General features: G+C 74.1%; 22 protein-coding genes. 12 read left to right on the forward strand and 10 right to left on the reverse strand.

What is annotated here, in order from left to right; translation table 11 throughout:
* Positions 1–9: 9 nt before the first annotated feature.
* From ACSHWO_RS17140 to pdhA, 7 genes are all read right to left on the reverse strand, one after another.
* Complete coding sequence (locus ACSHWO_RS17140) at positions 10–1,131, reverse strand: IS630 family transposase (RefSeq protein WP_438310239.1); 1,122 nt, start codon at positions 1,129–1,131, stop codon at positions 10–12.
* 135 nt (positions 1,132–1,266) lie between these two features.
* Complete coding sequence (locus tag ACSHWO_RS17145) at positions 1,267–2,979, reverse strand: serine/threonine-protein kinase (RefSeq protein WP_438312916.1); 1,713 nt, start codon at positions 2,977–2,979, stop codon at positions 1,267–1,269.
* 98 nt (positions 2,980–3,077) lie between these two features.
* Positions 3,078–3,848: a hypothetical protein gene (locus tag ACSHWO_RS17150; RefSeq protein WP_404237045.1), complete on the reverse strand. Its 771-nt coding sequence runs from the start codon at positions 3,846–3,848 to the stop codon at positions 3,078–3,080.
* A gap of 182 nt (positions 3,849–4,030) precedes the next feature.
* Positions 4,031–4,969, reverse strand: coding sequence for a GNAT family N-acetyltransferase (locus ACSHWO_RS17155; protein WP_438312919.1), 939 nt, complete (start codon positions 4,967–4,969; stop codon positions 4,031–4,033).
* Between the two features lie 203 nt (positions 4,970–5,172).
* Positions 5,173–6,630 (reverse strand): dihydrolipoamide acetyltransferase family protein, encoded by a 1,458-nt coding sequence (locus tag ACSHWO_RS17160; protein WP_438319127.1) that lies wholly within the window; start codon positions 6,628–6,630, stop codon positions 5,173–5,175.
* Between the two features lie 34 nt (positions 6,631–6,664).
* Positions 6,665–7,645, reverse strand: a complete 981-nt coding sequence (locus ACSHWO_RS17165; protein ID WP_361092884.1) for an alpha-ketoacid dehydrogenase subunit beta — start codon at positions 7,643–7,645, stop codon at positions 6,665–6,667.
* Complete coding sequence (gene pdhA, locus ACSHWO_RS17170; RefSeq protein WP_361092887.1) at positions 7,645–8,856, reverse strand: pyruvate dehydrogenase (acetyl-transferring) E1 component subunit alpha; 1,212 nt, start codon at positions 8,854–8,856, stop codon at positions 7,645–7,647. The genes ACSHWO_RS17165 and pdhA overlap by 1 nt, the downstream gene beginning before the upstream one ends.
* Positions 8,857–9,180: 324 nt before the next feature.
* Between pdhA and ACSHWO_RS17175 the strand changes: the two genes are divergently transcribed.
* A complete protein-coding gene (locus ACSHWO_RS17175; protein ID WP_361092890.1) occupies positions 9,181–9,843 on the forward strand; it encodes a response regulator transcription factor in 663 nt (220 codons plus the stop codon).
* A gap of 156 nt (positions 9,844–9,999) precedes the next feature.
* On the opposite strand, the gene ACSHWO_RS17180 is transcribed toward ACSHWO_RS17175, so the two are convergent.
* Positions 10,000–11,607: a protein kinase domain-containing protein gene (locus ACSHWO_RS17180; protein WP_361092893.1), complete on the reverse strand. Its 1,608-nt coding sequence runs from the start codon at positions 11,605–11,607 to the stop codon at positions 10,000–10,002.
* 229 nt (positions 11,608–11,836) lie between these two features.
* Here ACSHWO_RS17180 and ACSHWO_RS17185 point away from each other — a divergent pair, with 229 nt between their 5' ends.
* The 9 genes from ACSHWO_RS17185 (at position 11,837) to ACSHWO_RS17225 (ending at position 22,969) form a co-directional block, all read left to right on the forward strand.
* The gene (locus tag ACSHWO_RS17185) at positions 11,837–13,519 is read left to right on the forward strand and encodes a protein kinase domain-containing protein (protein WP_361092902.1); all 1,683 of its coding nucleotides are present in this window, start codon (positions 11,837–11,839) and stop codon (positions 13,517–13,519) included.
* A gap of 220 nt (positions 13,520–13,739) precedes the next feature.
* The gene (locus ACSHWO_RS17190) at positions 13,740–14,423 is read left to right on the forward strand and encodes a hypothetical protein (protein ID WP_438312922.1); all 684 of its coding nucleotides are present in this window, start codon (positions 13,740–13,742) and stop codon (positions 14,421–14,423) included.
* 108 nt (positions 14,424–14,531) lie between these two features.
* Positions 14,532–15,236, forward strand: coding sequence for a PadR family transcriptional regulator (locus tag ACSHWO_RS17195; protein ID WP_385828458.1), 705 nt, complete (start codon positions 14,532–14,534; stop codon positions 15,234–15,236).
* A gap of 26 nt (positions 15,237–15,262) precedes the next feature.
* Positions 15,263–16,006 carry an ABC transporter ATP-binding protein gene (locus ACSHWO_RS17200; protein WP_361092911.1) on the forward strand — a complete coding sequence of 248 codons (744 nt, stop codon included), beginning with the start codon at positions 15,263–15,265 and terminating at the stop codon, positions 16,004–16,006.
* A gap of 86 nt (positions 16,007–16,092) precedes the next feature.
* The gene (locus ACSHWO_RS17205; RefSeq protein WP_438319129.1) at positions 16,093–18,870 is read left to right on the forward strand and encodes an FtsX-like permease family protein; all 2,778 of its coding nucleotides are present in this window, start codon (positions 16,093–16,095) and stop codon (positions 18,868–18,870) included.
* Between the two features lie 94 nt (positions 18,871–18,964).
* Positions 18,965–19,504 carry a bacterial proteasome activator family protein gene (locus ACSHWO_RS17210; protein WP_361092917.1) on the forward strand — a complete coding sequence of 180 codons (540 nt, stop codon included), beginning with the start codon at positions 18,965–18,967 and terminating at the stop codon, positions 19,502–19,504.
* A gap of 143 nt (positions 19,505–19,647) precedes the next feature.
* Entirely contained in the window at positions 19,648–20,571 is a 924-nt protein-coding gene (locus ACSHWO_RS17215) for an NTP transferase domain-containing protein (RefSeq protein WP_438312925.1), read from the forward strand.
* On the forward strand, positions 20,568–21,881 hold the full coding sequence (locus tag ACSHWO_RS17220; protein ID WP_438312927.1) for a molybdopterin molybdotransferase MoeA: 1,314 nt from the start codon (positions 20,568–20,570) through the stop codon (positions 21,879–21,881). Before ACSHWO_RS17215 ends, ACSHWO_RS17220 begins: the two co-directional genes overlap by 4 nt.
* Complete coding sequence (locus tag ACSHWO_RS17225; RefSeq protein ID WP_438312929.1) at positions 21,869–22,969, forward strand: potassium channel family protein; 1,101 nt, start codon at positions 21,869–21,871, stop codon at positions 22,967–22,969. The genes ACSHWO_RS17220 and ACSHWO_RS17225 overlap by 13 nt, the downstream gene beginning before the upstream one ends.
* 1 nt (position 22,970) lies before the next feature.
* On the opposite strand, the gene ACSHWO_RS17230 is transcribed toward ACSHWO_RS17225, so the two are convergent.
* On the reverse strand, positions 22,971–23,540 hold the full coding sequence (locus tag ACSHWO_RS17230) for an RICIN domain-containing protein (RefSeq protein ID WP_438312931.1): 570 nt from the start codon (positions 23,538–23,540) through the stop codon (positions 22,971–22,973).
* A 148-nt stretch (positions 23,541–23,688) separates the two neighbouring features.
* Between ACSHWO_RS17230 and ACSHWO_RS17235 the strand changes: the two genes are divergently transcribed.
* Positions 23,689–24,666, forward strand: coding sequence for an NAD(P)H-quinone oxidoreductase (locus tag ACSHWO_RS17235; protein WP_361092927.1), 978 nt, complete (start codon positions 23,689–23,691; stop codon positions 24,664–24,666).
* Between the two features lie 20 nt (positions 24,667–24,686).
* Here the strand turns inward: ACSHWO_RS17235 and ACSHWO_RS17240 are convergent, their stop codons facing one another.
* Positions 24,687–25,244: a TetR/AcrR family transcriptional regulator gene (locus ACSHWO_RS17240; RefSeq protein ID WP_438312933.1), complete on the reverse strand. Its 558-nt coding sequence runs from the start codon at positions 25,242–25,244 to the stop codon at positions 24,687–24,689.
* Positions 25,245–25,320: 76 nt separating this feature from the next.
* Here ACSHWO_RS17240 and ACSHWO_RS17245 point away from each other — a divergent pair, with 76 nt between their 5' ends.
* The gene (locus tag ACSHWO_RS17245; RefSeq protein ID WP_361092931.1) at positions 25,321–26,478 is read left to right on the forward strand and encodes an FAD-dependent monooxygenase; all 1,158 of its coding nucleotides are present in this window, start codon (positions 25,321–25,323) and stop codon (positions 26,476–26,478) included.
* Positions 26,479–26,509: the final 31 nt, after the last annotated feature.

A 26,509-nucleotide genomic window follows, 5' to 3' on the forward strand; every position in this document is an offset into this window, starting at 1 on the left:
GTCGGGTGGTCAGGCTGCGGTTGGTAGTGGTCTGCCGCCCCAGCGGAGGCCTTTCTCGCTTCGGATGCGGGCGCGTTCGCGTCGTTGTGCGGCGAGGACGTCGGGGTGGCGGGCGTTCTGGTTGCGCCAGCGCAGGTAGGCGTGCAGGGACCGGGTCTGGACGGTGTGGTTCGGATGGTTGGAGTTGGCCAGGGTGAACTGCCGCAGCGGCCCGAAGTGGGCCTCGATGGGGTTCGCCCAGGACGCGTAGGTCGGCGTGAAGCACAGCTCGACCTTGTTTCGGTCCGCCCACCTGCGGATTTTCCAGTTCAGGTGGGCGGAGAGGTTGTCGAGGATCACGTAGATCGGGGCGCCGTCCGGGCGGGCGGCCCGGATCGATCGCAGGGCGGCCCAGGTGTGGTCGATGCCTTTGCGCCTGCGGTTGATGCCCCACAGTTTGTCGTCGCCGACCGAGTAGCAGCCGTGGAAGTAGGTGATGCCGTGGGTGCGGCGGAAGGTGGCCGGCAGCCGGTCGGGCCGGCCCTGCTTCTTCCAGCAGGATCCGGCGGTCGGACGGATGCCGAGGGGGCCGAACTCGTCGAAGGCGAACGTGCGGTCGGGACGCTTGTTGACCGCGTATTCGATCCGGGCCAGCTTGGCGTCGAAGGCCGGGTCCGGGGACTCCTTCCAGGTCTTCGTGCGCTGGAAGGAGATCCCCCGGCGGGCCAGCAGGCAGCGCAGGGCTTCCCGGCCGATCCGGACGGGCCGGGAGATGTTGCGCCGCAGGTGATCGGCGAGTTTGCGGACCGACCAGCGGGTGAAGGGCTTGCCCAGCGCGGTCGGGCGGGTGGTGGCCGTCTGGACGACGAAGTCCTCGTCGTCACGATTCAGCAGGCGGGGACGGCCTCCCGCCCACCGAGGGTCCAGGCATGCGAGCCCGATCTCGTTGAAGCGGTGGATCACGTCGCGGACGGTGTCCTCGTCCGCCTGGACCAGCCGCGCGATCACCGGGACCGTGCTGCCGCCAGCGGAGGCCAGCAGCATCATCGCCCGCCTGAACCGCACCGAGCTGGTGCTGCCCCGCCGAACGATGTGCTGAAGCTTCTGCCCCTCCTGCTCGGTTAGCCCGCGGACCCTGACCGGTAACGCCATCCCGCCTCCCCATGCCAGTCGAAGTCGTCACATCCGACCAGCACAACGAGCAACCCGGCAAACGTTCCCGGTCACAGCACTAGCCGGGCCGGCGGGCCGGGCCGGGCCGGCGCGCGCCGACGCCGCTCCGGCCCGTCAGTGACCGGTGGCGGCGAAGGTGGCCACCGCCGTGTCGAAGACGCCCTTGGCCTCCTCGGCGCGGCCGACCGGGGCCGACACCCACACGTCGAACAGCGTCCCGTCCTGCTCCCAGGCGAGGTCGTAGGTGTGCCGGGGGCCTTCGGCTGCGGAGAAGCCGTCCCAGGTGAACTCCCAGAACGCGGCGGGCAGTCCGTCGTGCATGGTGGCCGTGACCCGGTTGTCGCGGTACCCCGTGTTGGTCACCGGGCCCCGTGCGTCGGCGGCCTGCATCGACCCCATCGCCCCGCCGGGCGGCACCGAACCGAACCTGATGCCGACCCGGACGGCGTCGTCCGCCGTGATGTAGAAGGTCCGCTCGCCGTCCGTGGAGCGGACCGCCCCCCGGGGCACGGCCAGGCTGAACCCGCGCAGGTCCTGGACCTTCGTGTACCCGGCCGGAACGCCCCCCTGCTGCGCGGGCGCCGGGGACCGCGGCACCGGTACGGTCACCGACGCGCCCGGCGACGGCGCCCCGGCGGACGGCGAGGGCGAGGGGGACGGGGACGGCGCGGGAGCTCCCGCCGGCGGGGCCGCGGACCCCGACGGCGCGGCGACGGCCGGCGCCGAGGCCGCCCCGCCGCCCGGGCCCTTCGAGGTCCGGCCGTCGAGCAGCGTCACCGCCGTCACCGCACCGGCGCAGGCCGCGACGGCACCGGCCACGACCAGCGCGGCCCGCGCCCCGCGCAGCCGCGGCCGGCCGTCCCGGTCCGCGGGCCGCTCCCGGTCGATGCGGTTCTCCCGCCCGTCCGGTCCGCCGACGGGGTCCGGCGCCTGTTCGGTGGGCGTGTACCCGGCCCCCGCGGCGGAGGCCGCCGTCTCCCCGTCCGCCCCACCGTCCCCACCGCCGCCGGCCGCGCACGCGGCCAGCAGCCGCCGCGCCTCCGCGGCCCCCGTCCGCCGCTCCGGGTCCCGCTCCAGCAGGCCGCGGACCACCGGCAGGAGCGGCCCCAGCCGGGTCGTCGGCCGGATCTCCTCGTACACGACGGCGTGCAGGACCGCGCCGAGCGAGTCCCGGCGGAACGGCGACTCGCCCGCCACCGCCGCGCACAGCAGCGCGCCGAGCGACCACAGGTCCGAGGGCGGGCCGCCGGGGGCGCCCTGCATCCGCTCCGGCGCCGAGTACTCGGGGGTCCCCGCGAACACCCCGGTCCCGCTGATCGTCGTCGTCCCGGGCAGGCTCGCGATGCCGAAGTCGGTCAGTACCACCCGGCCCGTCCCCGCTTCCAGCAGCACGTTGGCGGGCTTCACATCCCGGTGCAGCACTCCGAGGGCGTGGCCGGCGGACAGTGCGTCGAGCAGGGCGAGCCCCACGCCGGCGGCCTCCGCCGGGGAGAGCGTCCCGCCCGGGCCGGCGAGCCGGTCGGCGAGCGACCCGCCGTCGACCAGCTCCATCACGATGACGGGCCGCCCTTCGTGCTCGACCACGTCGTGGACGACGATCACGTGGGGGTGGCGGACCTGGGCCACGGCCCGCGCCTCGCGCAGGGCGCCCGCCGGGTCCGCCCCGGCCTCCAGGGACAGGGCCTTGACCGCGACCTGACGCCCGAGCAGCTCGTCGGCGGCCCGCCACACGACCCCCATGCCGCCCCGGCCGAGCTTCTCCTGCAGCCGGTAGCGCCCGGCGATCACCGTGTGGCCGTCGCTCCCCGGCCCGTCGTGCAGCGACACCCGCTCACCCGCTCCCGTTCGCAGACGACGGCCATGATGCCGCAAGCGACCCACCGCCACACCGCATACGCAGCGGCCTCCCCCGCCCGTGCGGGGGCTCAGGGCAGCACGGCCCGGACCCCCGCCCAGGCGTCCACGGCCCGGGCGGTGTCCGAGGTCCCCGCCAGGTGGGGCCGCACCGTGGCCATGCTGTTCAGCATGAGCTTGATGCGGCGCAGGTGGCGGATGCGGCGGCGCGGCAGGTCGCGCCAGGCCAGCCCCTCCGCGGCCGCCTGGGCCGGGGTCAGGTCGATCAGGTCCAGCAGCTCGCGGCAGAGTCCGGCCGGGTCCCCGCCGAGGCAGGGGCCGGGGCCGAACTGCCGGATGAGGTAGGCCCGTACGCCGGCGCGGTCGATCGCGTGGTCCAGCGGATGCCGTTCCGCCCAGGCGGCCGTGCGGTCCACCGCGGCCAGCGCCACCCGGCCCCAGCGCAGCCGCATCCCGTCGGGCAGCGCGTCGTCCTGCATCCCGGACACGCCGTGGGAGCGCAGGGTCAGCGGGTGCGGCTCGTCGGCCAGCGGCGGGTCGGTGGCCAGCCAGGCCTCGAGGTCCGCCAGCGCATGGCCGCCGGGCGGCACCGCGGTCAGCACCTGCCCGCGGGCCAGCAGTGCGGTCATGGCGCCCGTGAGGCGGACCCGTGCCGCCTGGCCCGCGCGGAGGGACCCCGCCCGGTGCCCGTGCCGCTCGATGCCGCGCAGGCCGAGGCGCGCGTCCCCGGCGGCGTACACCTGGCCGGTCCGGGCGACGCCCCCGATGCAGCGGACGGTGCAGAGCCCGCCCGCGACGTCGGCCTCCTCGACGGAGTAGACCTGCAACTCGGCGATGGTCAACCGGCACGCCCCCCTTCAGGCCCGGAAGGCTACCCTCCCGAACCCTCCGCGTGCCGCCCGAGCCGCCGTTCCGGCCCGCCGTTCCGGCCCGCCGTTCCGGCCCGCCGTTCCGGCCCGCCGACCGGGACGGGCGGGGCGGCCCGGGCGGGCGGGCTCCGGCGGCCTGGTCCGCGCCGTGCGGGTCAGGCGTGCTCGGGGGCCTCCAGGACCAGGCGGATCTCGGAGACCTGGTAGCCCGCGCGGGCGAAGGCCGCGGCCATGGGGGCGTTGACGGTGTCCGTCGTCGCGGTGACGCGGTCGGCGCCCGCGGCCGCGTGGAAGCGGGTGATCTCGGCGAGGACCTCGTCGATCAGGCCCCGCCCGCGCTGCTCGGGCACGACGCCCAGGTAGCCGACGTTGCGGTGGTACGGGGTCGCCGACGGGACGGCCAGGCCGGCGAGCCTGCCGTCCGGCAGCTCGGCGAGCCGCCACCAGGAACGTTCGCCCGGGCAGTCCAGGTAGAACGCCATGTCCTCGCGGGCCAGCTGCTCGGGGGTCCGCACCCGCAGCTCGCTCTGCGTGGCCAGGTCGAGGCTGCCCTCGGAGACCCGGACGAAGGCGTGGAGGAACTCCTCGTCGGTGCCCTCCCGGAAGACGAGCCGCCCCGTCGGCCCGGCGGTCCCGGCGGACGGGGTCCACTCGTAGCGCAGCCGCTCGATCTCCCGGGTCAGGCCCGTCCGCTGCGCGGCCTCCCGGCGCCAGGCGACCGCCTCGACCAGGTCCGGGCGGGTCCGCCAGTCCGCGGGCAGGGAGAGGTTGTAGAGGGGGAGGGCGTCGAAGGACGCGTGCCCGGCGGCCAGCAGCCCGGCGGCGAGGGCGGCCGGGTCGGCGACCGAGGAGCGGACCTGGAGGCAGTCGAGGGCGATGGGCCGCTCGCTGTCGGCGCGGCCCCACCACAGGGCGCGGGCGAGCACCTCCCCGTCCGCGTCCTCGGCGAACCAGGTCCATTCGGGGCGGAAGCGGAGGGCGGCGAACTCCTCGCGGACCTTCTCGGGGGGCAGGGCGGGGACAGGACCGTCGGCGGGGTGGGCGGCGGCCCGGTCCAGGTCGGCGGGGTCGGCGGTCGCAGCACGGAAGATCATCCGGGGATGATCACACGGGGTGTCGGCCCCGGCCAGGGATTTCGGCGCCGCCGCCGGCCGGGCACGGCCCCCGCCGGGCACGGCCCCCGCCGGGCGCAGCGACCACCGGGTGCGGTTCTCGCCCGCCGACGGCCGATGGCCGGCCCCCTGGAGCGGGGACCGGCCATCGGACGGTGGAGCGGGTGGAGCGGTGGAGCCGCCGGCTACTGCCAGGTGACCAGGCGGCGCGGGTTCTCCAGCACGGCGGCGATGTCGGCCAGGAACCTGGAGCCGAGCTCGCCGTCGATCAGGCGGTGGTCGAAGGACAGCGCCAGGGTCGTGACATGGCGCGGCTTCACCTTGCCCTTGTGGACCCACGGCTGGAGCCTGATCGCGCCGACCGCGAGGATCGCGGACTCGCCGGGGTTCAGGATGGGCGTGCCGGTGTCGACGCCGAAGACGCCGACGTTGGTGATGGTGAGGGTGCCGCCCTGCATGTCGGCGGGGGAGGTCTTGCCGTCGCGGGCCGTGGCGACCAGCTCGGACAGGGCCTGGGAGAGCTCAGGCAGCGACTTGGCGTGGGCGTCCTTGATGTTCGGGACGATCAGGCCGCGCGGGGTGGCCGCCGCGATGCCCAGGTTGACGTAGTGCTTGAGCACGATCTCCTGGGCCGCCTCGTCCCAGGACGCGTTGACGTCCGGGTTGCGGCGGACGGCCACCAGGACCGCCTTGGCGATGAGCAGCAGCGGGTTGATCCGCAGGCCGGCCAGCTCGGGGTCGTCCTTGAGCTCCTGCACCAGCTTCATCGTCTTCGTGATGTCGAAGGTGATGAACTCGGTGACGTGCGGCGCGGTGAACGCCGAGCCGACCATGGCCTGGGCGGTGACCTTGCGGACGCCCTTCACCGGGATACGGGTCTCCCGGGCGCCGGGCTCGGCCGGGGCGGCGCCGGCCGCGCGGGCGGGCGCCTCGGCCTGGGCCGGGACCGGGGCGGCGACCGGGGCGGGCGCGGCGGCCTGCGGGGCGGCCTGCGGGGCGAGCGCGGCCGCGGCGGCGGCGTGCACGTCCTCGCGGGTCACGACCCCGCCGTCGCCGGTGGGGACCACGGTGGCCAGGTCGATGCCGAGGTCCTTGGCGAGCTTGCGGACCGGCGGCTTGGCCAGCGGCCGCTCCCCGAGGGCGTGCGCGTGCCCGTTGCCGGTGAGGACGGGGGCCGGGACGGCCACGGGGGCCGGGGCGGCCGGAGCGGCCACGGGGGCCGCGGCGACGACCGGCGCCGGGGTACCGGCGGCGGCCGGGACGGCCTTGCGCGGGCGGCGCTTCGTCGAGGACTGGGCGACGCCGTAGCCGACCAGCACGGGCTGACGGCCCTCGGGCGCGGGCTCCTCGGCCGGAGCCTGCGCCTCGGCGGCCGGGGCCGGGGCGGCAGCGGCGACCGGGGCGGCGGGGGCCTCGGACGCGGCACCGGTCTGCACCGAGATGATCACCTGGCCGACGTCGACCGTGGTGCCCTCCTCGAACAGCAGCGCGTGCACGGTGCCGTCGAAGGGGATCGGCAGCTCGACGGCCGCCTTCGCCGTCTCGACCTCGCAGACGACCTGCCCGTCGGTGACGGTGTCACCCGGCTGGACGTACCACTTGAGGATCTCGGCCTCGGTGAGGCCCTCGCCCACGTCGGGCATCTTGAATTCGCGGATGGTCACGGGGGGGTTCTCCTCAGTACGCCAGCGAGCGGTCGACGGCGTCGAGCACCCTGTCCAGACCCGGCAGGTACTCCTCCTCCAGGCGGGCCGGCGGATACGGCGTGTGGAAGCCGCCCACGCGCAGCACCGGCGCCTCCAGGTGGTAGAAGCACCGCTCCGTGATGCGAGCGGCGATCTCGGAGCCCACGCCCAGGAACACCGGGGCCTCGTGGACGACCACGAGCCGGCGGGTCTTCTCCACGGAGGCCTGGATGCCGTCGAAGTCGACCGGGGACATCGAGCGCAGGTCGAGGACCTCCACCGACTTGCCCTCCTCGGCCGCCGCGGCCGCCGCCTCCAGGCAGACCTTCACCATGGGGCCGTACGCCGCCAGGGTGAGGTCCGCGCCCTCGCGCACGACCCGCGAGGTGTGCAGCGCGGTCGGGATGGCGTCGGTGTCGACCTCGCCCTTGTCCCAGTAGCGCCGCTTCGGCTCGAAGAAGATCACCGGGTCGTCGCTGAGGATCGCCTGCTGCAGCATCCAGTAGGCGTCGCTCGCGTTCGACGGCGAGACCACCTTCAGGCCCGCCACGTGCGCGAAGAGGGCCTCCGGGGACTCCGAGTGGTGCTCGACCGCACCGATCGCGCCGCCGTACGGGATGCGCACGACGACGGGCATCTTGACCTTGCCCAGGGCGCGGGCGTGCATCTTCGCGAGCTGCGTGACGATCTGGTCGTACGCGGGGAAGACGAACCCGTCGAACTGGATCTCGACGACCGGCCGGTAGCCGCGCAGCGCCAGGCCGACCGCGGTGCCGACGATGCCGGACTCGGCCAGCGGGGTGTCGATGACCCGCTCCTCGCCGAAGTCCTTCTGCAGGCCGTCGGTGATCCGGAAGACACCGCCCAGCTTGCCGACGTCCTCACCCATGATCAGGACCTTGGGGTCCGTCTCCAGGGCCTTGCGCAGCGACTCGTTGAGCGCCTTCGCGATCGACATCTTCTCGACAGCCATCAGTGACCCTCCTCGAAGGACGCGAGGTAGGCGGCGAACTGGGCGCGCTCCTCGTCGACGAGCGCGTGCCCGTCCGCGTAGACGTTCTCGAAGATCGCCATGGTGTCGGGGTCGGGCATGGCGCGCACGACCTCGCGCACCCGCTTGCCCAGGGCCTCGCTCTCGGCCTCCAGCTCCTCGAAGAAGGCCTCGTCGGCGCCGCCGGTGGCCAGCAGGTGGGCCTTCAGGCGCAGGATCGGGTCCTTCGCCTCCCAGGCCTGCGTCTCCTCGTCGCGCCGGTACTTCGTCGGGTCGTCGGAGGTGGTGTGCGCGCCCATCCGGTACGTGTACGCCTCGACCAGCGTCGGGCCCTCGCCGCGGCGCGCCCGGTCCAGGGCCCAGCGGGTCACCGCGAGGCAGGCCAGGACGTCGTTGCCGTCGACGCGGACGCCGGGGAAGCCGAAGCCCTGCGCGCGCTGGTACAGCGGGACGCGCATCTGGCGCTCGGTCGGCTCGGAGATCGCCCACTGGTTGTTCTGGCAGAAGAACACCACGGGGGCGTTGTAGACCGCCGAGAAGGTGAAGGCCTCGGCCACGTCGCCCTGGCTGGACGCGCCGTCGCCGAAGTAGGCGATGACGGCGGAGTCCGCGCCGTCCTTGGCCACGCCCATCGCGTAACCGGTCGCGTGCAGCGTCTGCGAGCCGATCACGATCGTGTACAGGTGGAAGTTGTTGCCGTTGGGGTCCCAGCCGCCGTGGTTCACGCCGCGGAACATGCCGAGGAGGTTCGTCGGGTCGACCCCGCGGCACCAGGCCACCCCGTGCTCGCGGTAGGTCGGGAAGACGTAGTCGTCGTCGCGCAGGGCCCGGCCGGAGCCGATCTGGGCGGCCTCCTGGCCGAGCAGCGAGGCCCACAGGCCCAGCTCGCCCTGGCGCTGCAGGGCGGTCGCCTCGCCGTCGAAGCGGCGGGTCAGCACCATGTCGCGGTAGAGCGCGCGCAGGTCCTCTGTGGTGATGTCCTCGACGTAGGACAGGAACTCCGCGTTGTCAGGGTTTTCTGCGCCGACCCGCTCCCCCTCGGGGGTCAGCAGCTGTACGAGCTGCGGCTCGGCGTTCTGCGCGGTGGCGACAGCCTTCGCTGCGGGGGTCTTGGAGGCGCTCGCAGCGCCTGCCGCCCGCTTGGTGCCGCTGCTGCGTCGCGGCTTGCGCGCGGCAGTGCTCTCCACGGTCACGTGTTGCTCCTCCGTCGGTCCGGCTCCCGGGTTCTCCGGGGTCCAGTGCGGCTCACCTGGATCCGTACCCGCGCACGGGGTGGGTGCGGCCGTGTACGGGATTCAGGCGTGACAGGTGCCCCGGCGACAGTCCTGCGCAATCACGTTACCCAGTGCCGCGCATAACTGCGAAACCCTGCTTGACCTGCGTTTTTGCTTGGATTTCCAAGTAAATCCGCAGAGCGGGGAACAAGCACTGGTCACGGCCTTGCAGGGGGCCGGAACAACGGCACGTTATCCCGGGTAACGACCTCTGGGAAGGGGTGAGTGTGTGAAACTGAGTTCGTGCGCGAAGACGGAAAAATCAAGGTATTCCTCCTGGACGACCACGAAGTGGTACGGCGCGGCGTCCACGAGCTCCTGTCGGTCGAAGAGGACATCGAGATCGTCGGAGAGGCCGGCACCGCCGCAGACGCCTTGGTCCGCATTCCCGCCACGCGCCCCGATGTGGCCGTCCTCGACGTGCGCCTGCCGGACGGCAGCGGGGTGGAGGTATGCCGTGAGGTCCGCTCGCAGGACGAGGGCATCAAGTGCCTGATGCTGACCTCGTTCGCCGACGACGAGGCCCTCTTCGACGCGATCATGGCCGGCGCCTCCGGTTACGTGCTCAAGGCCATCCGCGGCAATGAGCTGCTCGGCGCCGTCCGGGACGTGGCGGCGGGCAAGTCCCTGCTGGACCCGGTGGCCACGGCCCGGGTGCTGGAGCGGCTGCGCGACGGCAGCGGCGGCCGCGGCGACGACCGCCTGGCCCGGCTGACGGAGCAGGAGCGCAGGATCCTCGACCTGATCGGCGAGGGCCTGACCAACCGCGCCATCGGCGAGCGGCTGCACCTCGCCGAGAAGACCATCAAGAACTACGTCTCCAGCCTGTTGTCCAAGCTGGGCATGGAGCGCCGCTCCCAGGCCGCCGCGTACGTGGCCCGCCTGCAGGCGGAGCGGCGCGCCTAGTGCCGTCGCGAGGCGGTGAACCTTCCGGGTCAGAGCACTAGCCGCGTTGCACGAAGCCCCGTCACCTGCAGGCGACGGGGCGTGTATTCCTCGGCACGGAACCGGACCCGGAACCAGAACCGGATCAATTCCATCCGGTTCCGGTTCCGCAGGGGCTCAGTTCGATTCGTCCAGCGGATTCGGATCGGTCGGCCCGGACTGGCTCTTCGAGGGCGACGGCCCCCCGGACTTCGTCGGCGCGGGGGTCGACTTCGTCACCGAGGGCGACGGACTGGCCTGCGACGGCGAAGGCGAGGGCGTGAAGCTCGGCGAGTTCCTGGGGCGGGTCTGCGACGGCGTGAAGTCGTCCGTCGGCCGCGTGGAATTCGACGTCTCGCTCGTCGACGGCGTGTTCTGCGGCACGGACGGGGCGCCCTGCTTGGCGCTGGAGGAACTCTGGACGACCGGCGTCTTGTTGTCGCCGCCCTTGTTCTTGCCGCCCATCGTGTTGACGGCGTACGCCACCCCGCCCGCGATCGCGACGATGGCGAGGACCGCGAACAGCCACAGCTTCCAACGGCCGCTGCCTCGGTCGTCGTACCGGTCGTAGGCGTCGTAGCCGTCGCGGCCCCCGCCGTGGCCCGGGTGGTGCCCGTGCGTGTCGTACCCGCCGCCGGGGAAGGCCGTGCCGTCGTCCGGGTTCAGCGGCGGCACCATCGGCTGCTGGAACTGCGAGGTCGCGGAGTGCGCGGCGTACGGCTGCGGGCCGCGGGGCTGGGCGACGGGCATCGCGGTGGTGGGCGCCGCGCCGCCGCGGCCGTGCGGCAGGGCCATGGTGACCGGGCCGGTGTTCCAGGTGCCGGTGTTCGGCCCCTGGTCCTGGAGCATCTGCAGGGCGTACTGGACGAGCCCGCGCATCTCCTCGGCGCTCTGGAACCGGTCGTCCGGGTCCTTCGCGAGGGCGCGCATGACCAGGCCGTCGAGCTCCTGCGGGATGGTCTGGCCCTCCGGCAGCTGCGAGGGCGGCACCGGCGCGTCCTGGACGTGCTGGTAGACCACGGACAGCGGGGTCTCACCGGTGAACGGGGGGCGCAGCGCGAGCAGTTCGTACAGCAGGCAGCCGGTGGCGTACAGGTCGGAGCGGTGGTCCACGGCCTTGCCGAGGGCCTGCTCGGGCGACAGGTACTGCGGGGTGCCCATGACCATGCCGGTCTGGGTCATCGTCGACTGGGCGCCGTGCAGGGCGCGGGCGATGCCGAAGTCCATCACCTTCACGGCACCGGTGTCGGTGATGATGACGTTGGCGGGCTTGATGTCGCGGTGGACGATGCCGTGCTGGTGCGAGTAGGCCAGCGCCTCCAGCACACCGGAGACGATGATGAGGGCCTGCTCGGGCCCGGGGGCCTCCGCGCTGATGAGGAGGTCGCGGATGGTGCGGCCCTCGACCAGCTCCATGACGATGTAGGGGACGGTGTTCGGGCCGACCTTGTCCTCGCCCGAGTCGTACACGGCGACGACGGCGTGGTGGTTCAGCCCGGCGACCGACTGCGCCTCGCGCGTGAAGCGGGCCTTGGAGACGGGGTCCTCGGCGAGGTCGGGGCGCAGCAGCTTCACGGCGACGGTCCGGCCCAGCCGGACGTCCTCGGCGGCGAAGACCTCGGCCATGCCGCCGCGGCCCAGGCGGTGGGTCAGCCGGTAGCGGCCGTCGCCGACCAGGCCGCCGGCGCCCCAATGCTCAGGATCGTCTGCCATCCCGGCGCCGCTGTCCTCGGGTTCGGGTGCCATGAGTCCTCGCCGTCGTCTCTCTCGGCCGCCGCTGAGCGGTAGGTCCATTTCGTGTGCTCCGATGAACGCTACAGCCTCGGAACAGGTGGCCGTTCGGACAATGGCTCGTGGTGGCCTTGTCGTCACGGAACGGGTACCTGGCTTGACGTGTGCTTGCCCTCCGGCAGACTGGGCCCGACATGCGATCAGCCGGACGCGTAGAGACACACCCCGAGGGGAAGCAACAGCCATGAGCCAGGACGGCAATCAGGCCCAGTACGCGGGCGGATCTCTGGCCGGTGGCCGTTACCAGCTAAGGGACTTGCTCGGCGCGGGCGGTATGGCGTCCGTCTACCTGGCGTACGACAGTGCGCTCGACCGGCAGGTCGCCATCAAGACCCTGCACAGCGACCTGGGCCGGGAGGCGTCCTTCCGCGAGCGGTTCCGCCGTGAGGCCCAGGCTGTTGCGAAACTGTCGCACACGAACATCGTCTCGGTCTTCGACACGGGTGAGGGCGAGGTCACTTTCCCCGACGGCCGCAGCGACGCGGCGGTCATGCCGTACATCGTCATGGAGTACGTGGAGGGCCAGCCGCTCGGCTCGGTGCTCGCCGCGGACGTCCGCCAGTACGGGGCGATGCCCGCCGAGAAGGCGCTGAAGGTGACGGCCGACGTGCTGGCCGCGCTGGACACCAGCCACGAGATGGGGCTGGTGCACCGTGACATCAAGCCCGGCAACGTGATGATGACCAAGCGCGGCGTGGTCAAGGTGATGGACTTCGGCATCGCCCGCGCCATGCAGTCCGGCGTCACGTCGATGACGCAGACCGGCATGGTCGTCGGCACCCCGCAGTACCTGTCGCCCGAGCAGGCGCTGGGGCGCGGCGTCGACGCCCGCTCCGACCTGTACTCGGTCGGCATCATGCTGTTCCAGCTGCTGACCGGCCGGCTCCCCTTCGACGCCGACTCGCCGCTGGCCATCGCGTACGCCCACGTGCAGGAGGAGCCGGTCGCCCCGTCCTCCGTCAACCGCTCGCTCACCCCGGCGATGGACGCGCTGGTGGCGCGGGCCCTGAAGAAGAACCCGAACGAGCGCTTCCCCACCGCGGCGACGATGCGGGACGAGATCGCACGCGTGCTGGCGGCCGGTCAGACCGGCGCCCCGGCCATCGTCCCGGGCGCCCACACCGGCGGCAGCGGAGCGGGCGTCGGCTCGGCCGTGTTCCCGCCGCTGGATTCCGGCTTCCCGGCGCCGACGGCCCAGCAGGTGCAGCAGCCGTACGCGCCGACCCCGGCCCCGGCCGGGTACGCGCCGACCCCGCCGCCCATGGCGCAGACGCACGGTCAGGGCGGCTACGCCTACCCGCCGCAGCAGCCGGTGGCTCAGGGGTACGCGCCGCAGACCCCGCCGCCGTTCGCCTCCTCCACCGCCCAGCAGGCGTCGGTCGGCGCCGGTGGCGCGGGCGGCAAGCGGAACATGCCGGTGGTCGTGGGGGCGATCGCGGTGGCGCTGCTGGCCATCGGCGGCCTCGTCTACGCGGTCGTCAACAACGGCGACGACGAGGGCGGCAAGAACGACCAGGCCAACCAGCAGACGGCCTCGGGCGGCCCGGCGGCCAACCCGTCCGGCTCCGCCAAGGCCGGGCACAAGGGCCCGGACACCAGCCGCACCATCGACCTGCAGAAGTGCAAGGAGCCGACCAAGCACTACAGCGACGCCTCCAAGGTCGTGGCACCGGACTTCCGGTACAAGAACGTCCGCTCGGTGAAGGAGTGCATCCAGGCCGCGGGCTGGAAGTACAAGGTCGAGAAGCGGGACGAGGCGGTCTACGGCGAGGACACGGTGCTGTCGCAGCTGCCCGAGGCGGGCGGCAAGATCGACAAGGAAGGCACCGAGTTCACCCTGGTCGTCTCCACGGGCGACCCGCAGTAGGCGGCCGGCGGGGCGGGCCGGCCCCTGCGGCCGGCTGCCGACCCCGCCGACCGGACGACTGTCCGCCGTTCGGCTCCATGTACGGGACACCGCATCCCGGGCACCCTCGATAGGGCGCCCGGGATGCCCGTTTTGCCCCACCATGTGAATCTGGGCGTGAACATCTCGGCCTCCCCCAGACTCCGTCCGGGGGGACCCCCACGCATGGGAGGGGCTCCCCGTGAACCGAAGAATCCGGGCGCCGCGCCCGCCGGTCACGCGGACCCCACGCCTGCGGGTCGTACGGGCCCGGCGCCCGCGGGCCGTACGGACCTGGCGCCTGCCGGTCGCGCGGACCTGGCGCCCGGGGGTCGTACGGACCTGGCGCCCGGGGGTCGCAGGGACCTGGCGCCTGCCGGTCGTACGGATCTGGCGCCTGCCGGTCGCGCGGACCCGGCACCTGCCCGCCGTGGCCCTGCTGCTCGCCTCGGCACTGTCGCCCGCCGCCCCGGCTGCCTCCGCCTCCCTCCTGGCCGCGGCGCCCGCGGCGGCACCCCGGGCCCCCGATCCGGCCGACGAAGCCCTCCGCGAGGAGGAGTACGGGAAGCTGGCCGGCAGCGTCGCCGGGGTCGGGCGGGTGCGGCCGGGGCGTCCCGCGGCCGAGCCCGCGAACCCGGAGACCGTCCCGGCCTCCCGCCCCTTCCTCCCGGTGCGACCCCGGCCGCCCGCGCCCGCCACCCCGCCTCCGCCCGAGCCGCCTCCGGCGCGGCAGACCCCGGGCGGGCGGCTCCCCTCCACCCTCGCCACCGAGCCGAACGAACGGGCCGCCGACCTGGCCGCGCACCTGCTCCCGCTCGGCACCGGCTTCGCCCTGATGGGGCTGGGGCTGGGCTACCTCGGGGTACGGCTGCGCAAGGGCCTCTGACCTGCCACGGGACGCACGGGATTCCGCACGCGCCGCGGGGGTCGACGCGTGCGGGCCGTCCAGGGGAAAGCCTTGCAGGGGGCAACATACTCGGTATACATACTCGGTATGTCGATCCGCCACGGCCTCCTCGCCCTGCTGGAACAAGGACCCCGGTACGGCTCCCAGCTGCGCACCGAGTTCGAGTCCCGCACCGGCGCCACCTGGCCCCTGAACGTCGGGCAGGTGTACACCACCCTCGCCCGCCTGGAGCGCGACGGACTCGTCGCCCCCGGCGGCGAGGACACCGCCGGCCACACCCTCTACGCCATCACCGACACCGGCCGGGCCGAACTGCGCGAGTGGTACGCGCGCCCCGTCGACCGCGCCAACCCGCCCCGCGACGAGCTGTCCATCAAGCTCGCCATGGCGGTGGGCTCGCCCGGCGTGGACATTCGCGCCGTCATCCAGGCCCAGCGGCACGCCACGATCAAGGCGATGCAGGACTACACCCGGCTCAAGGTGCAGGCCCTCGCCGCCATCGAGAAGGGCGAGTCCCACGAACGCGACGACGTGGCCTGGCTCCTGGTCCTCGAACAGCTGATCTTCCAGACCGAAGCCGAGGCCCGCTGGCTCGACCACAGCGAGTCACGGCTCGTCCGGCTCTCCCTCACGGCCGGCCGGAGAGCCGCAACCACCCTTCCCCAGGCCGCCGAACCCGCCTCCGGCCCCGCCGACGGCCCCACCACCGACGACCCCACCACTGACAGACCTGCCTCCTCCGGCCCCGCCGCCGCCCCGAAACCCCGCGCCGCCCGCTCCCCGCGGAGCTGACGACACCGCCGTCCCAGGGGGGACCCATGCCCGACCAGCGCCCCGCGCAGCCCGTACTCCAGCTCGACAGACTCGTCCGCACGCACGGCACCGGCGCCACCGAGGTGCACGCGCTGCGGGGCATCGACCTCGCCGTGTACCCCGGCGAACTCGTCGCCGTCATGGGGCCCTCCGGCTCCGGCAAGTCCACGCTGCTCAGCCTCGCGGGCGGGCTCGACCGGCCCACCAGCGGCCGCGTCATCGTCGAGGGCACCGACATCACCGCCGTGAGCCGCCGCCAGCTCGCCGCCCTGCGCCGCCGCAGCATCGGCTACGTCTTCCAGGACTACAACCTGATCCCGGCCCTCACCGCCGCCGAGAACATCGCCCTGCCCCTCGAACTCGACGGCGTCTCTGCCCGCAAGGCCCGGGCCGCCGCCCTCGCCGCCCTGGAGGAGATGGAGCTCGGCGCGACCGCCGACCGGTTCCCCGACGAGATGTCGGGCGGCCAGCAGCAGCGGGTGGCCATCGCCCGCGCCCTCGTCGGCGACCGCCGCCTCGTCCTCGCCGACGAACCCACCGGCGCCCTCGACTCCGAGACCGGCGAATCCGTCCTCGCCCTGCTCCGCGCGCGCTGCGACGCCGGGGCCGCCGGCATCCTCGTCACCCACGAACCACGCTTCGCCGCCTGGGCCGACCGCGTGGTCTTCGTACGCGACGGGAGCATCGTCGACTCGACCCTGCGCAGCGACGCCGACTCGCTGCTCTCCGACCAGGCGGGCCGGCCGTGAAGGCGTACCACTCCTGGATCGCGGCCATCCGGATAGCCCGCCGCGACGCCTGGCGCGCCAAGGGACGCAGCTCCCTCGTCCTCGCGATGATCGCCCTGCCGATCATCGGGGTCAGCGCGACGGACCTGACCCTGCGCAGCGCCCAGCTCTCGCCCGCCGAGACCCTCACGCGCACGATGGGTGCCGCCGACGCCGCCCTGACCTCCTCCGGCCTGGGAACCCCCGTCTACCAGGCGCCCGACAGCAGCGAATACGTGCCCGTCGGCGGCCGCGGCTCCGAGAAGTCGGCGGGAGCCGGCCCCGAGCAGCTGACGTCCGTGATCCCGGCGGGCGCCACCTCGCTGAAGGACAGCAGCGGCCGGGCCAAGATCCGCACTCGCTACGGACTGCTCGACACCGAGCTGCGCGAACTCGACCTGTCCAGCCCGCTGGTGAAGGGCATGGTCGTGATGGACCGCGGGCGGACCCCCGAGGACCCCGGCGAGGTCGTCGCCACCACCGCCTTCCTGCAGTCCTCCGGCCTGTTCGTCGGCTCCCAGTTCACCCCCCGCGGCTCCGGCACCTGGTACCGGATCGTGGGCGCGTACGAACTGCCCTCGGAGCTCGGCAAGGAGCAGATCACCGCCCTGCCCGGCACCCTTCTGGCCCCGCTCGACAAGGAGCTCCAGGCCGCCGGGGTGCCCGGGGTCGCCTCCCGGGACACGTACCTCGTGAAGACCGGGCCCGGTGGTTTCACGTGGAACATGGTCCAGGAGGCCAACGCCAAGGGCGTGCTGGTCCAATCCCGCGCCGTCACCCTGCACCCGCCGGCCCGCTCCGACGTGCCGCTGTACACCCGGATGCCGAGCACCGACGACGGCGGCACCTCGCGGCTGCCGGCCAGTGAACTGGCCGTCCTCGCCACGATCGTCGGCCTGGCCGTGCTGGAGATCTGCCTGCTCGCCGGGCCCGCCTTCGCCGTCGGCGCCCGCCGCTCGCGCCGCCAGCTCGGACTCGTCGGCGCCAACGGTGGCGACCGGCGCCACATCCGGGCCATCGTGCTCTCCGGCGGCCTGGTCATCGGCGCCACCGCGGCCCTCCTCGGCACCGCGACCGGGACGCTGCTCACCGTGGTTCTGCGGCCGCGGCTGGAGGAGTACGTCGGCGTACGCTTCGGCGGCCTCGACTTCCGTCCGCTGGAGATCGCCGGGATCGCCCTGCTCGCCGTCGTGACCGGACTGCTCGCCGCGGTCGTCCCGGCCGTCAGCGCCTCCCGCCAGAGCGTGCTGTCCTCGCTGACCGGTCGGCGCGGCATCCGCCGGGCCAACCGCGTCCTGCCCTTCGTGGGACTCGGGGCCGTCGGCCTCGGCGCGGCGATCGCCCTGCTCGGCAGCATCGCCTCGACGGGCTCCAGCATCGTCGTCCTCGGCGCGGCGATCGCCCTGCTCGGCAGCATCGCCTCGACGGGCTCCAGCATCGTCGTCCTCGGCAGCGCCCTCGCCGAGCTCGGCCTGGTCGCCCTCACCCCCGCACTGATCGGCCTGTTCGGGCGACTCGGGCGCCTGCTGCCGCTGTCGCCGCGGCTCGCGCTGCGCGACGCCGTGCGCAACCGGGGCCGCACCGCGCCTGCCGTTGCGGCGGTCATGGCCGCCGTGGCCGGAACCGTCGCCATCGCCACCTACGCGCACAGCAGCGAGGCCCAGGAACGGTTCGAGTACGTCGCCGACCTGCCCGCCGGCTCCGGCCGGGTGGAGCTGTACGAGACCGGACACCAGAAGGACATGGCGGCCGTCCGCGAGGCCGTGAGCCGCGAACTCCCGGTGGCCGTAAGGGCGGACGTGGACCACGTCCAGGTCGGCCCACCCGGCTGCGAGCAGGACGCGCACGGCGACACCTGCGGCCGCGCCGAGGTCTTCCGGCCCGCGGACCAGCGCTGCCCACTGCACGCGGCCGACGCCGAGCCCTCCGCCGCGGACAAGAAGGCGCTGCGCCGGGACTGGCGCTGCACCGTGTCCCGGCAGTCCTCGATGTACTCGCTGGTCGTCGCCGACGACAAGCTGCTGACCGCCCTCGCCGTCACCGACCCGGGCGCGGTCTCCGCGCTGAAGTCGGGGCAGGCCGTCTCGTTCGACCGGCGCAACGTCAAGGACGGCCGGGTCACGGTGCGGCTGATCAGCGCCGAGGCGGACCGCGCGGCCCGGCCCGGCGCGGACGTCCCCGGCGAGGACAAGGTGTTCGCCGCGTACCAGGCGCCCGCCGGCGTCAACGGCTACGGCATCGACCTCGTCCTGCCGCCGTCCGCCGCCCGGGCGGCCGGGCTCACCATCCAGCCCTACGCGTCCTACTTCACCCTGGACGGGACGGCAACCACCCGGCAGCGGCAGCAGTTGTCCGACCGGATCGACCGGATCGGCGTGGAGGCCCCCGTCCTCATCGAGTCCGGCTACCAGAGCGAGAACGACGTGGCGCTGCTCGCGCTGACCGTCTTCGCCGGCCTGGTCACCCTCGGCGCGGCGGGCATCGCGACGGGACTGGCCCAGACCGACGCCGAGGCCGACCTGAAGACCCTGTCGGCGGTCGGCGCCGCCCCACGGGTGCGGCGGGCCCTCAGCGGCTTTCAGTGCGGCCTGGTGGCCCTCATGGGCGTCGTCCTGGGCACGCTGTCCGGGCTGTTGCCCGCGGTCGGCCTGCGGCTCTTCCAGCGGCACGAGGGCGAAATCGTCCTGGAGACCTCCGGCGGCCCGACCGACACGGTGTACGTGCCGATCGTCCTGCCCTGGGAGACGTTCGGGATGCTGCTGGTCCTGGTCCCGCTCGGCGCCGCCCTGCTGGCCGCCCTGGTGACCCGGTCCGGCGACGGACTCGCCCGGCGCGCGGCCGCCTGAGGGTCACCCGCTGTTACCGCCCCCGTACAGGGTGGATCACGCCCGTACGGGGGCACACCGTCTGAGAACCCAGGTGTGCGAGAGAATGACAGGCATGGAGATGCCGAGGAGTGAACGGTCGCAGGACAGTCCCCCGCACGTCCTGATCGTGGGACAGGACGGGATGGCGGTCGGCGGCGCCGATGACGAGTCGCGCGAGGTCCCGGTGACGGAAATGGTCGAACAGCCCGCCAAGGTCATGCGGATCGGCAGCATGATCAAGCAACTTCTGGAAGAGGTCCGCGCCGCGCCTCTGGACGAGGCGAGCCGGGTCCGCCTGAAGGGCATCCACGCCGCGTCGGTCAAGGAGCTTGAGGACGGCCTGGCTCCGGAGCTCGTCGAGGAACTGGAGCGGCTCTCCCTGCCGTTCACCGAGGAGGCCGTGCCCTCCGAGGCGGAACTGCGGATCGCACAGGCCCAGTTGGTGGGCTGGCTGGAAGGCCTCTTCCACGGTATCCAGACCGCCCTGTTCGCGCAGCAGATGGCGGCGCGGGCCCAACTGGAGCAGATGCGCCGGGCCCTGCCGGCCGGCGCGCCCCACGACGACGACGAGGAAGGCCCGCAGCGGCCCGTCCGCTCGGGACCGTACCTGTAGCGACCGCCGTGAGCGGCGACGAGCGCCGTGAGCGGCGACGAGCACGCGGGCGGGGCCGGATCGCACCGGCCCCGCCCGTTTCACGTCCAGGCCACGGCAAGTGCGTTTCCCCCGCCGGGACATGGTCCGCGCATACTCGGGGCATGAGCTACGACGCGATCGTCCTCGCCGGCGGCGCCGCTCGGCGACTCGGCGGTGCGGACAAGCCGGGCCTCCGCGTGGGCGGCCGGACCCTGCTCGACCGCGTCCTCGACGCCTGCGCCGACGCGGCGGCCACCGTGGTGGTCGGTGACCGCCGGCCCACGGCCCGGCCGGTCCGCTGGGCCCGGGAGAACCCGCCCGGCGCCGGGCCGGTGGCCGCCCTCGACGCCGGACTGCGGCAGACCACGGCCGAGCTGGTCCTCGTCCTCTCCGCCGACCTCCCCTTCCTCGACCGGGGCACCGTCCGGGCCCTGCTCGCGGCGTCCGGTGAGCAGCGTGCGGCGGACGGCGAGGACCCGGAAGGCCCGGTGGATCCGGAGGGTCCTGAGGGCGCCCTGCTGCGCGACCGCACCGGCCGCGACCAGCCCCTGGTCGCCGCCTACCGGGCCGAGCCACTGCGCCGCGAGATCGCCCTGCTGGCCGCCGAGCACGGCACCCTGTCCGGCCTGCCCCTGCGCGCGCTCACCGCCGAGCTGCGGCTGACGCACGTGGCGGACGCGGAGCCGCTCGCCTCCTTCGACTGCGACACCTGGGAGGATCTTGCTTCAGCCCGCGCCAGGATCAGGGAGCATGGAAACGTGCTGGACCAATGGATCACCGCCGCCAAGGCCGAGCTCGGCATCGACGTGGACGTCGACACCAAAGCCCTGCTCGACCTCGCCCGCGACGCCGCCCACGGCGTCGCCCGGCCCGCCGCCCCGCTGACCACCTTCCTGGTCGGCTACGCGGCGGCCCGTGCCGAAGCCGCCGGAGCGGATCCCGCCGCCGCCGTCGCGGAAGCCTCCCGCAAGGCCGCCGAGCTGGCGCTGCGCTGGGCGGCCGAGACCGGGGACGGCACCGCGTCCGGAGGGAGCACCCCCGGATGAGCCCCACCGACGCCGACCGCGCCATGGAGGCCCTCGACGAGGCCCTCGCCCTGGTCAGCCGCGCCCCCGCCGGCGACGGCCCCGGCCCGGGGCCGGCCGGGCGCCGTGCCCTCGGCTGGGCGCAGGCCCGCGAGGCCGCCGCCCGCGCCGGAGCAGGCGTCCGGGCCCGCATCCACCGGGTGCCCCTGACAGAGGCCCTCGGGGAGGTGCTGGACCAGCCCCTGGAGGCCCTCACCGACCTGCCGTCCTTCGACACCTCCGCCATGGACGGCTGGGCCGTCGCCGGGCCTGGCCCCTGGACGGTGCGCCCGGGCGAGGGGGTGCTGGCCGGCTCCGCGCGCCCCGAGCCGCTGGCCGACGGGGAGGCCGTCCGGATCGCCACCGGCGCCCGGGTCCCCGCCGACACCACCGCCGTGCTGCGCAGCGAGCACTCCCGGGAGTCCGGCTCCCAGCTCTACGCCGACCGGCCGGTGCAGACCGGCCAGGACATCCGCCCGCGCGGCCAGGAGTGCCGCTCCGGCGACCTGATGCTGCCCGCCGGATCGCTGGTCACCCCGGCCGTGCTGGGCCTCGCCGCGGCCGCCGGGTACGACGAGCTGGCCACCCGGCCACGGCCCCGGGTGGAGGTGCTGGTCCTCGGCGACGAACTGCTCACCGAGGGCCGCCCGCACGACGGCCTGATCCGCGACGCCCTCAGCCCCATGCTGGCCCCCTGGCTGACCCGGATCGGGGCCGAGGTCGTCGGCACCCGCCGGATCGGCGACGACCCGGCCGGGGCGGAGGCCCTGCTGGAGGCCGTCACCGGCTCCGCGGCCGACGTGGTCATCACCACCGGCGGCACCGCCTCCGGGCCCGTGGACCACGTCCACCCCGTCCTGCACCGGGCCGGGGCGGAGCTCCTGGTCGACGGGGTGGCCGTACGCCCCGGGCACCCCATGCTGCTGGCCCGGCTCGGCGACCGCACCGAAGGCCGCCACCTCGTCGGGCTGCCCGGCAACCCGCTCGCCGCCGTCTCCGGGCTGCTGACCCTCGCCGAACCGCTGCTGCGCGCCCTCGCCGGCCGCCGGCAGCGCCCCCGTTACGCCGTCCCCGTCCAGGGCGGGATCCCCGGCCACCCGTACGACACCCGGCTCGTCCCGGTCATGCTGACCGACGAGCACGCCGTGCCGCTGCGCTACAACGGCCCGGCGATGCTGCGCGGCATCGCCGCCGCCGATGCGCTGGCCGTCGTACCGCCGCACGGTGCGCGGGCGGGGCAGGAGCTGGAGATCCTCGACCTGCCGTGGGTCTCGGGAGGATGTTTCACGTGAAACTCCACGGCCAGGACGCGATCGCCCGGGAGGCGGGCGAGAACCTCTTCTCGCGCCGCGTCCAACTGCCCCGGCGGGTCGTGGAGAAGCCGATCCGGCAGGTCGCCAAGCGGGTGCTGATGGCCCTGTTCGTGTTGTTCCTGACGGTCCTGATCGTCTATCTCGACCGCGGCGGCTACCACGACAACGCGGACGACAGCGTCGACCTGCTGGACTGCATCTACTACGCCACCGTGACCCTGTCGACGACCGGCTACGGCGACATCGTCCCGTACAGCGACAGCGCCCGGCTGGTCAACATCCTGCTCATCACTCCCCTGCGGGTGCTCTTCCTGATCATCCTCGTGGGAACCACCCTGGAAGTGCTGACCGAGAAGACCAGGGAAGAGTGGCGGCTGGGCCGCTGGAGGAAGAACTTGCGCGAGCACACGGTCGTCGTCGGCTTCGGCACCAAGGGGCGCTCCGCCCTGATGACCCTGCTGGCCACCGGTCTCAGGAAGGACCGGGTCGTCATCGTGGACCCCAGCTCCAAGGCGATCGACACGGCCAACGCCGAGGGGTTCACGGGGGTGGTGGGCGACGCGACCCGCTCCGATGTCCTGCTCCGCGCCGAGGTGCAGAGGGCCCGTCAGGTCATCATCGCCACCCAGCGGGACGACACGGCGGTGCTGGTCACCCTGACGGCGCGGCAGCTCAACCGCGGCGCGAAGATCGTCGCCGCGGTCCGCGAGGAGGAGAACGCCCCGCTGCTGCGGCAGTCGGGCGCCGACGCGGTCATCACCAGCGCGAGCGCGGCCGGGCGCCTCCTGGGCCTGTCGGTCCTGAGTCCCAGCGCCGGCACGGTGATGGAGGACCTGATCCAGCAGGGCAGCGGGCTGGACATCATGGAGCGGCCGGTCAACAAGGCGGAGGTGGGCCGGAGCGTACGGGAGACCGACGACCTGGTGGTCAGCGTGCTCCGCGGCCACCGGCTGATCCCGTACGACGACCCGCACGCGAGCCCGCTCCAGCTGACGGACCGTCTCATCACCATCGTCCGCGCGGCTCCGCCCACCCCCCGGGGCGAAGGGGCCGGCGCGAAGGAGTAGCTCATCCCGCCAGGCGCAGGCTCCAGCGGCGCGAGGGGTGGGAGTCGCAGTCGTACTGCACCAGTCTGACGTTGTCGTCGGTGGAGACACCGCCCGCCACCGTCATGCACAGGCCGGTGCCCGCGTTGACGATCTGGTAGGAGCTGCTCGCGCTGTCCCAGTTGGTGACCCTCCAACGGCGCGAGGGATGGCTGTCACAGGTGAACTGGACGAGGCCGACGTTGTTCTCGACGGACTCGCCGCCGGCGACCGTCGCGCACTTGTCGGTCTGGTCGTTGACGAGCTGGTACGAGCGGCCGTTGTAATGGGTGAGGACCCACCGGCGCGACGGGTGCGTGTCACAGCTGAACTGGACGAGCTCGGTGTTGTTGGCCGTGGAGACACCGCCGGCGACCGTCGCGCACTTGCCGGTCTGCGCGTTGACGAGCTGGAACGAGGCTCCCGACACCGGGCCCGGGTCGGCGGGTGCCGCCGGGTGCGCCACGGCCGGAACGGGGAGCAGCATCAGGCCGCCGGCCGCGAGGGCCGTCGCAGCCGTCGCCAGACGGCGGATGCGGGGGGACGTGCGCATGGAGTGCCCCTCTCTCGATTCCGCGGGAAAGGTGCCGGCGCCGGGTGAACGGCCCTGCCGGCGACCGCTGATCAAGGTCGGACGCCCCTCCCACTATCGGCGCCCGGGAGGAGGCCCGCAACCGGGGAGTTGGCGTACGCTCCGGGCCATGCATGCGATCTCCATCGAGCAGCCCGGCGGCCCCGAGGTCCTCGTCTGGGCCGAGGCCCCCGACCCGGTGCCAGGCGAGGGCGAGGTCCTCGTCGACGTCGCCGCGAGCGCGGTCAACCGTGCCGACGTCCTGCAGCGCCAGGGCTTCTACAACCCACCGCCCGGCGCCTCGCCCCACCCGGGCCTGGAGTGCTCGGGACGGATCTCGGCGGTCGGCCCCGGCGTCTCCGGCTGGGCCGTGGGCGACGAGGTGTGCGCGCTGCTCAGCGGCGGCGGGTACGCCGAGCGGGTGGCCGTGCCGGCGGGTCAGCTGCTGCCCGTTCCGGAGGGCGTGGACCTGGTGACCGCGGCGGCCCTGCCGGAGGCCGCCTGCACGGTCTGGTCGAACCTGTTCATGGTGGCCCACGTACGGCCGGGCGAGACCGTGCTGGTGCACGGCGGCTCCAGCGGGATCGGCACCATGGCGATCCAGCTCGCGAAGGCCGTCGGCGCGACGGTGGCGGTGACGGCCGGCGGCCCGGAGAAGCTGGCCCGCTGCAAGGAGCTGGGCGCGGACGTCCTGATCGACTACCGCGAGCAGGACTTCGTGGCGGAGGTGCGGGCCGCGACGGGCGGCGCCGGGGCCGACGTGATCCTGGACATCATCGGGGCGAAGTACCTGGCGCGGAACGTCGACGCCCTCGCCGTGAACGGGCGGCTCGCCGTCATCGGGCTCCAGGGCGGGGTCAAGGCCGAACTGAACCTGGGCACCCTGCTGTCGAAGCGGGCGGCCATCGCCGGGACCACGCTGCGGGCCCGACCGCAGGCCGAGAAGGCGGCCATCGTCGCGGCCGTGCGGGAGCACGTGTGGCCGCTGGTGGCGGCGGGCCGGATCCGCCCGGTCGTGCACGCCGTGTACCCCGTCCGCGAGGTGGCCGAGGCGCACCGGACGATGGAGTCCAGCAGCCACGTGGGCAAGCTGCTGCTGACCATGTGAGCGAGCGCCCCCGCGGGCGGCTACCTGAGGGCGGCGGCGACGAGCCCCTCGATGGCGTCGACGGGGACCTCGGTGCCCTGTACCAGGTGCTCGAAGACCAGGCCGTCCACGCAGGCCAGCAGGGTCTGCGCGCGGGCGTCCGGGTCGGGTGCGCCGTGTGCGGCGAGGAAGGCGCGTACGGCGGCCCGGCCGGCGTTGTCGCGGGGGACGAGGATCTCGCGGAGCTCGGGGTCCCGGACGCTCTCCAGCACGCAGGCCGCGCGGGCCAGCGAGCGGCGCCGCCCCTCGCCGGTGAGCCGGGCCCGGGTCAGCGCGGCCAGGCCGTCGACCAGGTCGGCGGGGGTGCGCAGGGGCGGCGCGGCCTCGCCGGCGGCCTGGAGCTCGGCCTGGTCACGGGCCACCAGCCGGCGCACGAGGGCCGTCAGCAGGGCGGCGCGGGTCCGGAAGTAGGCCGAGGTGGTGCCGTCGGGCAGCCCGGCGGCCCGGTCCACCGCGCGGTGGGTCAGCCCGCGCATGCCCGCGTCGGCCAGGACCTCGACGGCGGCGTCGGCCAGGACGGTACGTCGTTCTTCGCTCACCCCGCATTTCTACACCTGTAGAAGGCCGGGGTACGCTGCACCCCACGGCTTCTACATCTGTAGAAAGGAGGTGCTCGTGGCGCCCGCGAACGGCACGGCCCTGGTGATCGGCGGGGGCATCGGCGGCCTGGCAGCCGCGATCGGCCTGCACCGTACGGGCTGGGAGGTGACCGTGCTGGAGCGGTTCGCGGCCCCGGACGACACCGGCGCCGGCATCTCGCTCGCCGCGAACGGCATCCGCGCCCTCGACGCCCTCGGCGTGGGCGGAGCCGTCCGCGCGGCCGCCCGCCCCCAGTACACCGGCGGGACCCGCACCCCCGACGGGCGCCCTCTGTCCCGGATGGACGGCGCCGCCCTGGAGCGCGCCCTCGGCACCCCCGTGACCGGCATCCCGCGCGCCGAGCTCCACAGCCTGCTGCGCGGCGCCCTGCCGCCGGGCTGCCTGCGGACCGGGGTGACCGGCTCCCTCGACACGGCGCTGCGCGGCGAGGGGCCGGCCCCGGCACCCGATCTGGTGGTCGCGGCCGACGGGGTGCGCAGCGCGAGCCGCGCGCGGCTCTTCCCGGACCACCCGGGCCCGGTCTACAGCGGTTCCACGGTGCTGCGCGCCATCACGGCCGAACCGGTCGACCTGGACGCCGACTTCGAGCTCACCTGGGGCCCGGGGGCGGAGTTCGGGCACATCGCGTTCGCCGACGGCCGGGCGGAATGGCACGCCGTGCTGGCCGCCCCGCCGGGCGTCCGCCACGCGGACCCGCTGGCCGTGCTCCGGCAGCGGTTCGCGCACTGGCAGGAGCCGGTCGCCCGGCTGCTCGCGGCCACCCGCCCCGAGGACGTGCTGCACCACGACGTCCACGAGCTGGTGACCCCGCTGCCCTCCTACGCCGCCGGCCGGGTCGCCCTGCTCGGGGACGCCGCGCACGCGATGACGCCCAACCTGGGCCAGGGCGCCTGCCAGGCGTTGGAGGACGCGGTCACCCTGGCCGCCGAACTGGCCGCCGGCCCGGACGTGCCGACGGCGCTGGCCCGCTACGACGCCGTACGCCGGCCCCGCAGCCAGGCCGTGGCCCGCGCGGCCCGGCGGGCCGGGCGCCTCGGCCACCGGCTCTCCCACCCCGTGGCGGTGTCCCTGCGCAACGGCGCCCTGCGGCTGGCCCCGTCCGGGGTCGTGGTCCGCGGCATCCTGCGGCACGCGGACTGGACGCCGCCGCGGCTCCCGGCGCGGGCCGTGTGACCCGTACCGGGAGCCGCGGCGGTGTGCTGCC

Source organism: Streptomyces pallidus (ex Mingjun et al. 2026) (assembly GCF_051550185.1).
Classification (GTDB): Bacteria; Actinomycetota; Actinomycetes; order Streptomycetales; family Streptomycetaceae; genus Streptomyces.

Excerpts from the sequence above, each read along its gene's own strand:
- ACSHWO_RS17140 (WP_438310239.1), bottom strand. The coding sequence starts at position 1,131 with ATGGCGTTACCGGTCAGGGTCCGCGGGCTAACCGAGCAGGAGGGGCAG.
- ACSHWO_RS17230 (WP_438312931.1), bottom strand. The coding sequence starts at position 23,540 with ATGCGCACGTCCCCCCGCATCCGCCGTCTGGCGACGGCTGCGACGGCC.
- ACSHWO_RS17155 (WP_438312919.1), bottom strand. The coding sequence starts at position 4,969 with ATGATCTTCCGTGCTGCGACCGCCGACCCCGCCGACCTGGACCGGGCC.
- ACSHWO_RS17160 (WP_438319127.1), bottom strand. The coding sequence starts at position 6,630 with ATGCCCGACGTGGGCGAGGGCCTCACCGAGGCCGAGATCCTCAAGTGG.
- ACSHWO_RS17225 (WP_438312929.1), top strand. The coding sequence starts at position 21,869 with ATGTTTCACGTGAAACTCCACGGCCAGGACGCGATCGCCCGGGAGGCG.
- ACSHWO_RS17235 (WP_361092927.1), top strand. The coding sequence starts at position 23,689 with ATGCATGCGATCTCCATCGAGCAGCCCGGCGGCCCCGAGGTCCTCGTC.
- ACSHWO_RS17220 (WP_438312927.1), top strand. The coding sequence starts at position 20,568 with ATGAGCCCCACCGACGCCGACCGCGCCATGGAGGCCCTCGACGAGGCC.
- ACSHWO_RS17185 (WP_361092902.1), top strand. The coding sequence starts at position 11,837 with ATGAGCCAGGACGGCAATCAGGCCCAGTACGCGGGCGGATCTCTGGCC.
- ACSHWO_RS17165 (WP_361092884.1), bottom strand. The coding sequence starts at position 7,645 with ATGGCTGTCGAGAAGATGTCGATCGCGAAGGCGCTCAACGAGTCGCTG.
- ACSHWO_RS17180 (WP_361092893.1), bottom strand. The coding sequence starts at position 11,607 with ATGGCACCCGAACCCGAGGACAGCGGCGCCGGGATGGCAGACGATCCT.
- ACSHWO_RS17205 (WP_438319129.1), top strand. The coding sequence starts at position 16,093 with ATGATCGCCCTGCCGATCATCGGGGTCAGCGCGACGGACCTGACCCTG.
- ACSHWO_RS17200 (WP_361092911.1), top strand. The coding sequence starts at position 15,263 with ATGCCCGACCAGCGCCCCGCGCAGCCCGTACTCCAGCTCGACAGACTC.
- ACSHWO_RS17215 (WP_438312925.1), top strand. The coding sequence starts at position 19,648 with ATGAGCTACGACGCGATCGTCCTCGCCGGCGGCGCCGCTCGGCGACTC.
- ACSHWO_RS17195 (WP_385828458.1), top strand. The coding sequence starts at position 14,532 with ATGTCGATCCGCCACGGCCTCCTCGCCCTGCTGGAACAAGGACCCCGG.
- ACSHWO_RS17210 (WP_361092917.1), top strand. The coding sequence starts at position 18,965 with ATGGAGATGCCGAGGAGTGAACGGTCGCAGGACAGTCCCCCGCACGTC.